Annotated in this window: 14 protein-coding genes and 2 pseudogenes; 12 read left to right on the top strand and 4 right to left on the bottom strand. The window is 32.9% G+C overall.

The features are described 5' to 3' along the window. Positions 1-98: 98 nt before the first annotated feature. From KI343_RS20670 to KI343_RS17915, 3 genes are all read right to left on the bottom strand, one after another. A complete protein-coding gene (locus KI343_RS20670) occupies positions 99-407 on the bottom strand; it encodes a hypothetical protein (protein ID WP_374705453.1) in 309 nt (102 codons plus the stop codon). Further along, positions 388-573, bottom strand: a complete 186-nt coding sequence (locus KI343_RS20665; RefSeq protein ID WP_374705452.1) for a hypothetical protein — start codon at positions 571-573, stop codon at positions 388-390. The genes KI343_RS20670 and KI343_RS20665 overlap by 20 nt, the downstream gene beginning before the upstream one ends. Positions 574-778: 205 nt before the next feature. Next, positions 779-991 (bottom strand): hypothetical protein, encoded by a 213-nt coding sequence (locus tag KI343_RS17915; protein ID WP_212927791.1) that lies wholly within the window; start codon positions 989-991, stop codon positions 779-781. 179 nt (positions 992-1170) lie between these two features. Here KI343_RS17915 and KI343_RS20660 point away from each other — a divergent pair, with 179 nt between their 5' ends. The 6 genes from KI343_RS20660 to KI343_RS17885 all read left to right on the top strand — a co-directional run bounded on the left by KI343_RS20660 (position 1171) and on the right by KI343_RS17885 (position 7376). Continuing rightward, positions 1171-1464, top strand: coding sequence for an Arm DNA-binding domain-containing protein (locus tag KI343_RS20660; protein WP_212927790.1), 294 nt, complete (start codon positions 1171-1173; stop codon positions 1462-1464). A 344-nt stretch (positions 1465-1808) separates the two neighbouring features. Continuing rightward, positions 1809-2072, top strand: a complete 264-nt coding sequence (locus tag KI343_RS17905; protein ID WP_212927789.1) for an acyl carrier protein — start codon at positions 1809-1811, stop codon at positions 2070-2072. Positions 2073-2088: 16 nt separating this feature from the next. Then, a complete protein-coding gene (locus KI343_RS17900; RefSeq protein ID WP_212927788.1) occupies positions 2089-3192 on the top strand; it encodes a HesA/MoeB/ThiF family protein in 1104 nt (367 codons plus the stop codon). Positions 3193-3413: 221 nt separating this feature from the next. Beyond that, a complete protein-coding gene (locus tag KI343_RS17895; protein WP_212927787.1) occupies positions 3414-4427 on the top strand; it encodes a lysophospholipid acyltransferase family protein in 1014 nt (337 codons plus the stop codon). After that, a complete protein-coding gene (locus tag KI343_RS17890; protein WP_212927786.1) occupies positions 4388-5668 on the top strand; it encodes an MFS transporter in 1281 nt (426 codons plus the stop codon). Before KI343_RS17895 ends, KI343_RS17890 begins: the two co-directional genes overlap by 40 nt. Next, positions 5661-7376 carry an alpha/beta hydrolase family protein gene (locus KI343_RS17885; protein ID WP_212927785.1) on the top strand — a complete coding sequence of 572 codons (1716 nt, stop codon included), beginning with the start codon at positions 5661-5663 and terminating at the stop codon, positions 7374-7376. The genes KI343_RS17890 and KI343_RS17885 overlap by 8 nt, the downstream gene beginning before the upstream one ends. A gap of 1310 nt (positions 7377-8686) precedes the next feature. On the opposite strand, the gene KI343_RS17880 is transcribed toward KI343_RS17885, so the two are convergent. Further along, positions 8687-9868, bottom strand: coding sequence for a cation:proton antiporter (locus KI343_RS17880; protein WP_212927807.1), 1182 nt, complete (start codon positions 9866-9868; stop codon positions 8687-8689). 861 nt (positions 9869-10729) lie between these two features. Here KI343_RS17880 and KI343_RS17875 point away from each other — a divergent pair. The 6 genes and pseudogenes from KI343_RS17875 to KI343_RS17855 all read left to right on the top strand — a co-directional run bounded on the left by KI343_RS17875 (position 10730) and on the right by KI343_RS17855 (position 13615). Continuing rightward, on the top strand, positions 10730-11215 hold the full coding sequence (locus tag KI343_RS17875) for a DUF2243 domain-containing protein (protein WP_212927784.1): 486 nt from the start codon (positions 10730-10732) through the stop codon (positions 11213-11215). After that, positions 11205-11657: a cytochrome c oxidase assembly protein gene (locus KI343_RS20255; RefSeq protein WP_244857087.1), complete on the top strand. Its 453-nt coding sequence runs from the start codon at positions 11205-11207 to the stop codon at positions 11655-11657. Before KI343_RS17875 ends, KI343_RS20255 begins: the two co-directional genes overlap by 11 nt. 40 nt (positions 11658-11697) lie before the next feature. Beyond that, positions 11698-11991, top strand: a complete 294-nt coding sequence (locus KI343_RS20250) for a cytochrome c oxidase assembly protein (RefSeq protein ID WP_244857085.1) — start codon at positions 11698-11700, stop codon at positions 11989-11991. A 353-nt stretch (positions 11992-12344) separates the two neighbouring features. Continuing rightward, positions 12345-12614: pseudogene (locus tag KI343_RS17865) on the top strand (KGG domain-containing protein); the annotation flags it as partial. A 185-nt stretch (positions 12615-12799) separates the two neighbouring features. Then, positions 12800-13183 (top strand): annotated as a pseudogene (locus tag KI343_RS17860) (KGG domain-containing protein); the annotation flags it as partial. Between the two features lie 252 nt (positions 13184-13435). Then, the gene (locus KI343_RS17855; protein WP_212927781.1) at positions 13436-13615 is read left to right on the top strand and encodes a YjzC family protein; all 180 of its coding nucleotides are present in this window, start codon (positions 13436-13438) and stop codon (positions 13613-13615) included. The last annotated feature ends 416 nt before the right edge of the window (positions 13616-14031 follow it).

Genomic DNA, 14031 nt, shown 5'->3' with positions numbered 1-14031 from the left:
ATACTGACAATAGAGGGAATAGAACACTTGTAACTCTATTGTGATATTATATAGCTTAAGATTTTTTATTATTTAAAGCCCCCACAATGGAGGAATTTTTATTCTTTTAAATCCTGTTTCCTTGTAAATCCCATATAAGGTCCACCACTATTTTTCAAACGGATTTCATTTCTCCAGCTATTGTTAACTGTATCAACAATTCCAGTAATACTAGAACTGCGGACATTTTTATTGCTAGATGATGTAGTGTATAACTTTGTTGCAGTGACTTTACTTCCCTTTTTAACAGTCTTGGACTTTTTGGCCGAAGAGTTACTGGATTTAGAGGATTTGCCATTAATAATATCCATTACAGCTTGATAGTTTTTGCCAAGAGATTTTTTTCGCTTATCTCCATTGCCATGTATACCAGCTATCCTTCACTAGCTGATCAATGGATTTTTGGTCGGGCTTTGGTTTAGCTTTAGGTTTAGGTTGGGCTCCTAATTTTTCATTAACAAGTTTCTGTAATGCGTTAAATTGACCTCCGAGTGACTTTTCCCAGTCATTGCCGGAGCCATGCTTGCCTAAAATAACTTCATCAGCAGGTTTATTAATTGTCTTATTCGTAATTTGTTCGGAGCCAGTTTTGGCTGGAGAAGGCCTTGTTAATCGTTTGATTAATAAAATCTACATCTTTCCACTTGAGGGCAACTAATTCTCCAACCTTAATTCCTGTATAGGAGAGGGTGAGAAACATTAAGTAGTCATGCTCAAGTCCACGATTCTTTGCTGTTTTTTAAAACAAAGCAAGTTCTTCTTTATTCCTTTCAACAATAACTTCTTGTTCTTTCTTTATATAGGCAAATTTAGTAGGATCATCTTTAAAGAATTTTTTCCTAGTAGCCATTTTGAAGATCATTTTTCCAGTCGTGTGAACACCTTCTTTTGTACTTCTAGCAAGATTTTGGCCATTTCGTTTTTTAAGATTATCTAATGCTGCTTGATACATTTCTTCTATGATCTTTTTAAGTTTTAAGTGAGCAAAATATGGAAATAACCTAATGATTCCATACTCTCTTAAACGTATAGTGCCAAGTTTTGCTCCGGTCCTATCCTTGTAAATTCGTAACCACTCTTTTGAAATCATAATGAATATAAATAGACGTCGAATAAGGTAAATTAAACACTATGAAAGGACATTATTTTAAGAGAGATTGCAAGTGTGATGAAGACAATTGCACTTGTGAGTGGTCATTTATAATAGATATTGGACTATATCCCCAAACAGGGAAAAGACGACAACGTTCTGGAAGTCTCTTTAAATCAAAGGAAAATGCTGAAGTAGCAGCGGCCGCTCTGCTTTCGGATGTAAAGCAAGGCAATAACATTAAAGTATCTGATAGTATATTTAAAGATTTTGCTAAGTTTCAGAGAAGTCTGGAAGATGGGATTTACAAGCAACAGTTGATACTTTATCCCTGATTGGAATCTAATGTAAGCATCATGTAAATCCGGTTCAATCACTCTCGAAACTGTAAAATTTTCCTGTTTTAGGAAAAATCGTGTTTACAACCTAGGGTAAGACGCTTATTTATTTTCATTTATCTTTATGGAGTGAATAATTTGACTATTCACTCTTGTTAATTTATAATAAGCTACAAGGAGAGGGATAGAAAATTAACAAGAATTAAGGTGGTGATACTATGAAATTTGAAATTGAAGAAACAGTAGAATTAGTAGAAGCTAGCAAATCATCAGATACTGCATGTTAGTGTTAAATCTATCATAATAACTTTCCCTCTCCTCTTAACAAAAGGAGGAAGAATATGAGAAGCTTAGAAATAGATAAATTAAAGAGTGATATTTGCGATGTTTTAGAATTAGATATTGAGCCAAGCAATTTAGATGATAATACAGATATTGTTAATGACTTAGAGTTAGACTCTCTTGATATTGTTGACCTAATGATTGGATTAGAAGAGATATATGATATTGAATTAGAAGAATTCAGCATTAACGAGATTAAGACAATAAAGGACCTAAATCAATTAATAAATAGTCTTTTGAAAACATTATCAGGGTCAAATTAAATGAAGGTGATACTTTATGTATATGATACCATTAATATCTGGTAGTATTGAAATCCGGAAAAATAAAGATAAATTATTGTTTATAAATAGTTCTACTAATAAAATTCATACATTTACAACAGATGAAAAAGTTATTAGATTAATTAATCTTATTGGCGGAAAAAAAAGTAATATAGATATTTTTAATAACCTAGTCAAATTTTATGAAGATATTAGCCAGACAGATGTGAATAACGTACTGAGTACTTTAGTTGATATAAGCGTTATCCCACAAGTAAATGGTAGGTTACTACGACAAGAAGAAGATAAATATCAGCGTCAAATAGACTTTTTTAGTAGTTTATCGGGAAATGATAGGGGATTGGAAACCCATAAGAAAATTGAAAACTCGCATGTAGTTATAATAGGTGTCGGTGGTTTAGGATCATGGATTGTTTATTACCTGGCGCAGCTTGGAGTACAAGAGCTTACAATAATTGACTATGACAAGGTTGAGATAAGCAATCTAAATAGACAAATTTTATATTCAATTGAAGACGTTGGACAAAAAAAGATTAATGTTATAGAAGATAAGCTGAAAATCATAAACCCCAAAATTAAAATAAATAAATATGAGTTAAAATTTACAAACGCTGCCGATTTAGAGCAAATTATTAATACCCGGGTCGACTTCGTCGTTAACTGTACAGATGAGCCAGACGTTTTTACCACAGGTATGTTAACTGCAGAGTACTGTATGGAAAGATCTATACCTCATATAATTGGTGGTGGATACAATCACCATTTAGGCATGATTGGACCCACTATTATTCCCTACGAAACCCCTTGTTGGGGATGTTATGAATTACAAGTCAAGTTACCAGAATGGCATGAATACGAATTAATAAAAAAAAGAACCCAAACTGCACCAAGCTTAAACCTTTTATCTAGTATTGTGGCATGTATTCATAGTTTTGAAATTATTAAAGTAATTGGTGAAATAAATGTACCATTATTATCAGGGAAAAAAGGAGAATTAGATTTTTTGGATATAGCTATGGAATATGACCATTTTAATAGACACCCAGAATGCAAATTTTGTGGTAAATCTAAGAGTTCTGTAGAAAATAAAAGTTTATAATACAACTAATACTTTTTCATCTTGAATGAACTTGAAGAAAATAATATGTTCAGGGTATGGAAACCTGTATGTGTGACCAATAGATTTTTAAAGAGTAATTGAGGAAGGTAGTTTTAATGTTATAAACAGCCATTATGTAATTAAATTATTAATGTTTTCTTTTGGTAGAATGCTAGTGATCAATAACATGAATGATTCATAACAGGAGGGGGTTTTAGATTGTGAAAAAATTTGATACAGAAGTATCGGACTTTTCCACAGGATTATTTTCTATTGAAGAATTAATAAGAAGCTACGAAACCTACACCGAACTTAGAAAAACAATTAATGATGACTCTAAATTAAAAAATCTATTCCATTTTTTGCAAATGAAAGAGAACAATTTATATCATGAATACTTCAGATATTTTAGATCCTTTGTTTATGAACAACTATACGATACCAATTTATACGAACGAAACATTGACTTAGATACTGTAACCGACAAATATACGGAATATGCAAAATTTAAACCAAGCACTCTTGCTTATTACTTTCTTAGACTTCAAGAAGAAGCATCTAAGTTAATAAATATTAAGGGAGCAAATACTATTAATTACTTAAAAGAAAAAAACGAAAGTGGATTTGTTTTAATTTTTTACCATTGGGGTTTATTTCAATTGTTACCTTCAGTAATGTTACATCTCTTTAATAAACCAATTGCTTTATTTGCACATGATGAAGCAGTTTTATATCAGAGAAAGATTATTAACAAATATTACCCGAATCTGTCAAATAATTTTATAGGTTTGCCAACATCAATATCATCATTTAAAAAAGCAATAAAGTTAGCTAAAGAAGGTTGTATAGTGTGTATTTTACCTGAATTAAATGGACTAAATCAGGTGAATCAAAATAAACATAACCAATTTGTTGGAGAGGAATTTTTAGGTCATTATATAGTTAAACCTAAAGGACCAGCTACTTTAAGTGCGTATTCAAACGTACCTATGATTCGAACTTTAATAGAAGAGGACGTTGAAAGTGATAAGTTATTATTGAGATTTAGAGTCCTTAATGATTCAATAAGTAAAAATAGTAAGGATATTGAATTGGCAACAGAATGTATTTGGAATGACTTGGAAGGTAATTGCGTACAATCTCCTCACCTATGGGGAGGCTGGGAAATATTTGATAGGATAAAAGGTGAGGACAATTGGTTGACAATTCAGCAAAAGAAAAAAATACTAAATTAGTATCGGAATATATATTGTTAATTTGCTACTCTATCTCAAGATTTAGCAACACTGCTATCATTATCTTTACTTATTGGTATGTATGGGAACAGACCAATTCTGCAAAAATAGTTGGACTTGTAGGTGGCGTATCAGGAATAGCAGCTTTATCGGGTCTGGTTACTGGCTTAATTGTGGATAAGTTAAATAAAAACACTCTTATTATCTCTTGTGATTTTTTTAAGTTTTTTGTAGTGCTTTTATTATATTTATCAATTTATATTTTTGGGTTTACTTGGTTAATATGTTGCATCGCTCTATTAATAGTAGGCGTTTTAAATCAAATCTATTCTCCTGCGGTGAGAACAAATATGATAACTGTATTAGGGGAGCGTAGAATTTCTTCTATAAATGGAAAGTTATTTACCATAGAACAACTTTCGATAATAGGAGGGGCATCGATAACCGGGATTCTCATCTTATCAATGGGAGTATTATTTTATTTGTTAATTTCAGCCATGTTTCTTTCTTCTTTCATATTACTTCTAATCAATAATAAAATCTCTCATCATGATCAGCATGAAAGAAGCTCAGATAGTAAAAGTAACACTAGGTATAATTTTAATCTTTTTATTTCTGATTTTAAGTCAACATATATTTTTATTTATAAAAATAAAGTGTTGTTGCATACCATGCCGTTAATCCTTATCTTATTTTTTTGTTTTTCTCCTTTTCTAGTTTTGCTAGGTATTTGGTCGGACGTAGTATTGAATAAAGGCGCAGTAGGATATAGTTTAATGGAAACTTTTTTTCCTATAGGTATGATGATCGGTGGAATTTTGACAACTATATTAGTAAGGAAATTTGATTCCAGAATGGTGTTATCTCTCTCACTTTTCTTAGCCGCAACTATGACATTATCTTTTTCTCTGTCAAAAAACTTAATTATTTCCCTAGCATTATTAACCTTGTTAGGAGTTTTTATCTCCTTAGCTAATTTATCGTTGGTGAATATTCAAACAGAGATTGTACCCGAAAGTTTAAGGGGAAGGTACTTTGCAACCTCCCAGACTTTTATCGGTATAGTTACTCCATTAGGGTATACGGTTTCAGGTTTCTTAACAGAATATATTAATATTGAATTTATATTTATGTCTATAGGAATAGTCTTTGTTTTGGTATCCATGATATGTTACTTTTTGCCTTCTTTAAAACATTATATCATGGCACAAAAATCGAAGGAGCTGGCACAGGATGGATGAAAATGTTATTAGCAATCTTCTTATGAATAAGAGAGAGATATACTTCTTAAATCAAAATGTTTTTTATTCATATAATTTATATGAAAAAAGTATTGAAACATACTATGAGCCACCCCCAACATATAATGTGTTGGGGATTGATAAAAGAAGTGAGAATTCATATCTAGGATTAGTAGAAGATACTTCTTCAAAAGAAAAGTTTTTTATTAACTCCATGAATGGAGTTAATGATGATGTAATCAGTGTGGAAATATCAAAAAATGATATAATACAATTTTTTGATTTACCTTCCTTAAATTTAATTCTTCTAAATGTTTATAATAATAAATTCAAAAGGTTCATTTTAAAAACGATAGAGAAGAAAAGTAAAAAAGAAAAGATATTATATGAAAGTGAAAATAACGTCTTAACAATAAACGATATATCTAAAGGTGAAAATTATATAATTTTTACAGAAAATACTTTTCAAGACAAATTAAACATTCGCCTTATCGATCTACAAGAAAGAGAGGTTTACATTGATGTTTCTAAGCCAATCTCCATTAAAAAAATAAAATTTTCAGAAGATAAATCCTTTATTTATCTTCTTTCAGATGAGTTTACAGAGTATCATTCAATTTACAGTTTGAATATTGAAAATTTAAGGGAGGGAAAACTTATCGATAGATATAATAAAATTTACTTATCTATTGAAAGGGATATAGATGATTTCTTAGAACATCAGGGTAATTTAATTTTGTTAATAAATAATAATGGACTGTCTGAAATCCATAAATTATACAAAAATAAACTCAAAATAATAGATCTTAAAAAAGAAGGATTAATAAATGGGTTAGCTTCTAATAAAGAACATATAATTTTTAAAATTAGTAATGTTAATCTTCCCTTGGATATCGGAGTTATTAACACCAAAATGGAAATTGAGTATTTAAATTTTAATCAGGAAAACGATAAGATAATAATTAGCCATTTAAATTATAAAATTAGCAATAAGGGCCCGTTTATTAATGTATACACTCAAAGAGGAAAGAGCTTAGAAGATAGACCACCTTTCATTTTGTTACACGGTGGTCCCCATCAACAAGAAAGACCTGGATACGATAAATTAAGAGAAATTCTTGTAGGGATAGGGTATGTTGTTATTTGCCCAAATTATCACGGTAGTAGTGGATATGGAAAGAATTACAGAAAAAGTTCTCACAAAAAGTGGGGGGAAGCAGATCTCTATGATATTAATCTAGTATATAAATGGATCATCGAACAAAAAATATTTGATAATAAAAAAATTGTTATTGCTGGTATTAGTTATGGTGCCTATCTAACACTGCTTGAAGTATCTAAAAATAAAAATGACTATGATAAAGCACTTGCTTTATCAGGACCGGTGGATTTACATGCTTTTTTAAAGAATATGCCTGAATATACCCAAAAGATATTGTATGAAAGAGTTGGTAAACTTGAAGAGGAGGAAAAGTTAATTGAGAATTCACCTATAAATTATATCTCAAATATTAAGTGTCCAATATTCATTGCATATGGTAAAAAAGATAATAAAATAGATACTGAATCAGTACAGAAATATATTAATTTATGTAAAATACACAAAAAGGAAATTGACTATTTAGTTTTTAAAGATGAAGGACATTCGATAAATAAACCGGAAAATGTTAATTTATTATTTAAAAAGGCAATCGAATTTTTAGGTTAATTTTCAGGGTTTGGCACTTACTCTAATATCTATTTGTTCTATCGCTAAACACATTTGAAAAAGTGGAACTAAATGCTAACATTTGACTAACGCAATATCATGAAAAGCTGTACTCTTTAGTTAAAGATGTTACACTTTTGATTCTGAAAAACCTTGATATATCACACTTCTCGTAATACGGTTAAAGATATTACACACTCTCACCTTACGGGCGGCATGATGTAAGCCGTCTAGACCTTTAATGTGAGTGAGTTTTATGTAAGATGAGGGTGTGATGTTAACATTTTGTTAACATTGAGGTGAATTAACGGAGGCTTCTCATGATTTCACTTAACTTTTGAGAGGCCTCTTTTTTCATTTCTTGCGTTACATAGAGATAGACATCCTTTGTTATTTAGTCAGTTGAATGGCCTGCGGGTGCAACGCCTGTTTTTTTCTAAGAGTGATATGTGGTTTGTCTTAGAGAATGTGGTGTTAATTCTGGATTTAAGTCTGCAAGGTTTAAGTTTAACATCTATTCATTTGATTGTGAGCTTCTTTATGCTTCTTCAAAGTGTTATTGGTTGAAAAGGTTATTACTGCAATCACTTTTCTAATCTGTTCGTTTTTCTATTATAGGGCTGAAATCATGAATACCGTTCAGTAAAAAATTTTTTGCCATTAGGGTGGTCACTAACCATTTTCCTTTTTGAATTTAAGGCCACTGTGATAGTAAATTTACCCCAACTCCACTATTCCTCTTCCCTCTCTTTAACGATATAGCTCTTAGAAGATGTTGAATGAAGAATAATATTTTCTGAAAGATTTCCTTTTCATCAAGGGAATACAATCTAATGAGGGGTTTAAAATCAAACTACAAATAAGGTTTTTATTTTTTCTATCATTAAAGCCAAGAGGACCCAAGGCTCAAAAATGAGGATGTTAAGAAATCATTTTTCGGTAATCGTATCAATGTTGGCTTTACCGTACAAAGAACAGAATGATAGTGCTGAAAAAATGGAGTTGCCAGTATCATGAAAAAGGTATGCTTTCAAACACACCCATTCTCTACTATAAACACAATATTACAATCAACATCACATTTTTCCTGGTTTTCGACGTTTTCGGTGGGGAAGTAACGCAGTCCTTGGACGTGCCAAAGTCATCGTTGCAAAACAACGCCTGTTCTCTAGCCATCCTCAGCCCTTTAAAAGTAAAGTAGTAGAAAGAAACAATAGTTATTACCAGATCTCAAACCAATATGTATGAATCATACGATAAATAAGAAATACACTCGGGTAAACTTATTTTATCCGAGTGTATTTCTAGTACTATTTCTTTATCAATTTTTGAGATAGTGGATATACACCTAGACTTTGAACAATTAATGAGGTTAATACGGCTGCGAATCCCAATGATACGATCAAATCTACTTTTCCTGTTCCAATCGATTGAAGGCTCAGGATGAGATAGACCGACATCGTTCCTTTTAAGCCTGACCATGTAAGCAAAATAGATTCTCTCCAATTAATCTTTTTTCGCCAGCGGGGAAACAGCTGAGTAGTTCCGAATATAATTAGAAAACGGATGATCAGAGAGAGCAGAAAGATTATGAGAGCAAATCCCCAAGCATCAAATAGTAGATATTGAGCTGACTGGATTCCAATCAATAGAAAAATTAAGGCTAATATAGTTAATTCAATAATATTCCAAAAGCCGTTCAGTTTGTCGCGTAATTCATCTTCTTTGCTAGACTTTCCAAACTCAAGAGAAAGCATAATCCCGGCGAAAACTGTTGCCAGGACACCAGAAACGTGAAACATTTCAGCCAGATTAAATACACCAAATGCTAAGACAATAGACAGCATAACTTGGTATTCACGATTATGTGTAAAATGTACAAGTTTATTGACAAGCCAACCAAATAATATTCCAAGAGAGGCACCTCCGAGTGAGACGAACAAGAATTCACCGAAAAAGGAAAAAAGATCGAATGATTTTCCCTCTGTCAGCATTCCGGCCAGAACGGTGAATATTACGATACTTGTTCCATCGTTAATCAGTGATTCACCTTCTACCACATCCGCTATTTTTTCATCCCCTGTTGATTTTTTAAGAATGGTAGTCACAGAAACTGGGTCTGTTGGCGTTAATATAGAGGCAATTATTAAGGCGCCTATAAATGATAAGGGTACGAACAATCCGCTTATTACATAAATACTAACTCCTAGCAACCCTACAGTTAGCATAAGACCAACCGTGGCAAAAAAACTTATAATAGATGCATTTTCTTTCAAACCTTTGGCTGGCAACCGATAGGCAGAAGAAAATAACAAGGGAGGTAAGAATATATGATAAATCATATATTTGATTACTCCCAGGGATGAAAAAAAGGGAATAAAGGAAAGAATAAGTCCCAGAACGAGCAATACAGTAGGAGCTGGGAAATTTTTTTGTTTTTTATCAATCGTAAAAACAATATAACCTATGAGTATTAAGAGAATATAGCTCATTGCTTGCAAAATTTATCTACCTCCTTCGATGCTAAATGCCACGAAACTGAATGGGCGAGGCAAACTTTAGAAACTATAATAATGTATTAACCGTAATGACAGGGCTTAAAACCTTAAGATTGGATGAGGAAAAGCAAAGAAGGTATAAATTATATAGTAATCTGAAATGTTAATTTATTTAATGATACTTTTAAGATTTTTCATAGTCCCATTGATCAATCTTTCCTATATATTTAAAATAGATTGATCATAGTGAGTATTTTAAGTGCAATATCTAATGTAATATCTTTTTCCATTAGTCCATTGTTTTGCGCATCTGGATCCGATCAACCGTGACCTGGATTTGAATAGAGTTTCCAAAATCCTCCTTGTATTAAAAAATATTACAATTAATAGTATGTGAAAATAAATTGAAGTTGAATGGGACAAACATATACTCAGGTAAAACTGTTCACTAAATTAATCTAGCTTGAAATCTGAGATAATGTGTATTTTCTAGTCACTTTATTTCTGATTTGAGAGTAATTAGACGAATTATTTAAGATAAATTTCTAAATATGAATCACCTAAAAAGGTTGATTCTCCCCTGGGATTAATCCTTATTCGCATATTAGTATTATCACTTTCTATTTATATGGTTGCATTTTCCAAAATCTAGAAACTTTTCTTATCACTGCGTTAAAAAGGCGCATTCATAGGTGCGTTTTGAAAAATTTATTAAAAAACACATACTTTCCTATAAAAGTTGGGACGCTACACAGAGAAGTAACTCTCAAAAAAAGACAAAAAGTACAGCAGAACAATAATTTGTAATAAGGGGAGTCCCTTTGGATTCCTTTTCTCACTTTTGGAGGAAGTTGAATGGATACATTAAATAAACACAGAAAATATGAAAAGCGATATCTTTCACGAAATTTATGGTCCGGTTTTCTATTTGGGCTTGGGCTCACGGCATTTATTGATGAAGTTGTTTTCCATCAATTATTACGATGGCATCATTTTTATGATCTTTCCACTACAGCGGTAGGGCTTATTTCCGATGGCTTATTTCATGCCTTTAGTTGGTTTGCAACAATTGGTGGTTTATTCATGCTTAGTGATTTACGAAGAAGGCAAGCTTTTTGGTTGAAAAGATGGTGGGGCGGTATGATGTTTGGAACAGGCTTATTTCAATTATATGATGGGATTATCCAGCATAAGATCATGCGGATTCACCAGATTCGTTATGTAGACAATGTTTTTATCTATGACCTTGTATGGAATGTCATAGCTGCAATCATACTTATTAATGGCATTATAATCATAGTAAGTACCAGGAAGAAAAGTAGGGAACTTCATGAGTCATAAATATTTAGACCCATCAATCCCATGGGTTATTGGAATCGTTTGTTTTGTATTCGCCGTCTCATATCTGATTCTAGGATTTATGAGCAGTAAGCAGTCAAGATTAAGAAGTTGGCCAAAGTATCGATATCTATGTTGGATTGCTGGTATACTATGTGTTTTCATATCTCTTGTAGGTCCTTTAGCTGATCGGGCTCATATGGATTTCAGATGGCATATGGTTGGACATCTGCTTCTTGGAATGCTAGGACCTTTGCTTTTAGCAATAGCAGCCCCTATGACGCTTTTATTAAGAACGGTACCGGTTCAAATAGCTAGAAAAATTGTGAAAATACTCCACGCTAAGTTGTTTCGTTTTTTAGTACATCCTATTATAGCAACCGTCCTAAATATTGGAGGTCTGTGGCTGTTATACACGACAGATTTTATATGTAAAGATGCATGAAAGCACGTTCTTATTTTTACTGATACATTTTCATGTATTTATGGCAGGATACGTTTTTACGATAGCAGTGCTATATATAGATCCAATACGCTATCGTTATAGCTATACTTATCGAACAGTGGTGTTTATCATCGCACTTGCTGGACATGGTATTTTATCAAAATACATTTATGCATTTCCTCCAGAAGGAATTCCTAAATATCATGCGGAAATAGGAGCGCAAGTTATGTATTACGGAGGAGATATCATTGACATTGTATTAATAACAATTCTTTTTTATCACTGGTATCAAACAACGAATCCGGATAAGAAAGTTACTTTCCAGAGCACATAAATATAGAAGAAGGCGAAATCAACAATGGTTTCGCCTTAAACATGGTTATCACTTTTATATCTGCTTTTATTTTTGGCAGCTAGTCGGTTCATTCATTCATCTGGAAAAGCATCGACTCGATTTCTTTTTCTATTTTGATAGATACTAGGATCTCTATCTTTTATCTTATCCTAAATACGATGGTCTCGGGCTTTTCTCATTATATTGATTAGAATATGAACTTATTAAAATAATTTCAAACAAGTTACAAAAGTATTAAATGCTAGTTTTAATGTTTAGGAAGAGGCGGTAGAGGAAATAGAATAACCAGAGACGATGAAAATCGTTAAATAAAAGAAAGGGAGATGAAAGAAATGGCTAAGAATAATAATGATAAAAACAACAAAATGACGGTAGAAGAAGCAGGTCAAAAAGGCGGCAATCAAACAGCACGAAATCATGATAAGGAATTCTATCAAGAGATTGGCCAAAAAGGCGGAGAAACTACTGCTCAAAATCACGGTCAAGAATTCTATGAAGAGATCGGTCAAAAAGGTGGAGAAACTACTTCCAAAAATCATGATAAGGAATTTTACGAAGAGATTGGCCAAAAAGGCGGTAAACAACGCGCCCGCCAACGTGAAAATAGCAACACAAATTCTTAATGATAAACAACGATGGCAGACAACAATATTGGAATATCAAATTGATTTTCAACAAAGTTTTCAATTATAAAATGACAAATTTCATGTTTAGCCATAGACAGTAATGGATATAGAATAACCAAAGGCGATCAATATCGCTAATAAAAGAAAAGGAGATGAAAGAAATGGCTAAGAATAATAATGATAAAAACAACAAAATGACGGTAGAAGAAGCGGGTCAAAAAGGTGGAGAAACAACTTCTCAGAATCATGATAAAGAATTTTATCAAGAGATAGGTCAAAAAGGCGGAGAAACAACTTCACAGAATCATGATAAAGAATTTTATCAAGAGATAGGCCAAAAAGGCGGAGAAACAACTTCTCAGAATCACGGTCAAGAATTCTATGAAGAGATCGGTCAAAAAGGTGGAGAAACTACTTCTCAGAATCACGGTCAAGAATTCTATGAAGAGATAGGCCAAAAAGGCGGAGAAACTACTTCTCAGAATCATGATAAAGAATTTTATCAAGAGATAGGTCAAAAAGGTGGAGAAACCACTTCGCAGAACCATGATCGAGAATTCTATGAAAAGATAGGCCAAAAGGGCGGAGAAACAACTTCACAAAATCATGATCAGGAATTCTACGAAGAGATAGGTCAAAAAGGCGGTAAACAACGAGCCCGCCAACAACAAAATTATAGCAACAATAATTCTTAATGACAAGCAAAAGAAATATAAACTGCATCGTAATCTTTCAGCAGGGATTTTCCGGTCCTTGTCTAAGAGTTAACCTAAAATAAATTCTGGAGGTGGAGAAAGATGGCAGACAATAAATACAAAACAGGTGAAAACGCACCCGAAAGCGGTAAGTTTAAGGTTGATAGTCTTGTAAATGGTGGATCTTCAAGCAATGACAATACAACCATTAATATTGAAAAAGGGGAACAATTCCCACCATCCCCTTCCAGTAATGAAGCAGCCTATTGGGTAAAAGCATAACAAATAACGAATGTAATAAACCCTCTTGGGATTTCCAGGAGGGTTTATTAATGTCCTTGAACTCCGCTCGGAAAAAGAGAAAAGCGCTCCAACTCCAGTCCGAACCGCTCCAAAAAAGGGAAAAGCGCTCCAACTCCAGTCCGAACCGCTCCAAAAAAGGAAAAAGCGCTCCAACTCCATCAGAATCCGCTCGAAAAAAGGGAAAAGCGCTCCACCCCCATCCCGAACCGCTCCCAAAAAAGAAAAAGCGCTCCATCCCCATCCCGGACCGCTCCCAAAAATGAAAAAGCGGGTACTGTCAATAAGTATGTGTAAATTCCCAGGAAGTGCACCGGTTTTACATGGAGTAGTGGGCATGGTAGCCTTGGTGGTAAGGCCAACGCTTTTTTCCATAGTTGGGTCTTGGCCTATGAACC

It is taken from the genome of Oceanobacillus sp. J11TS1, assembly GCF_018333215.1.
GTDB lineage: Bacteria > Bacillota > Bacilli > Bacillales > Amphibacillaceae > Oceanobacillus.
This window is presented reverse-complemented; position numbering and strand designations above follow the sequence as displayed.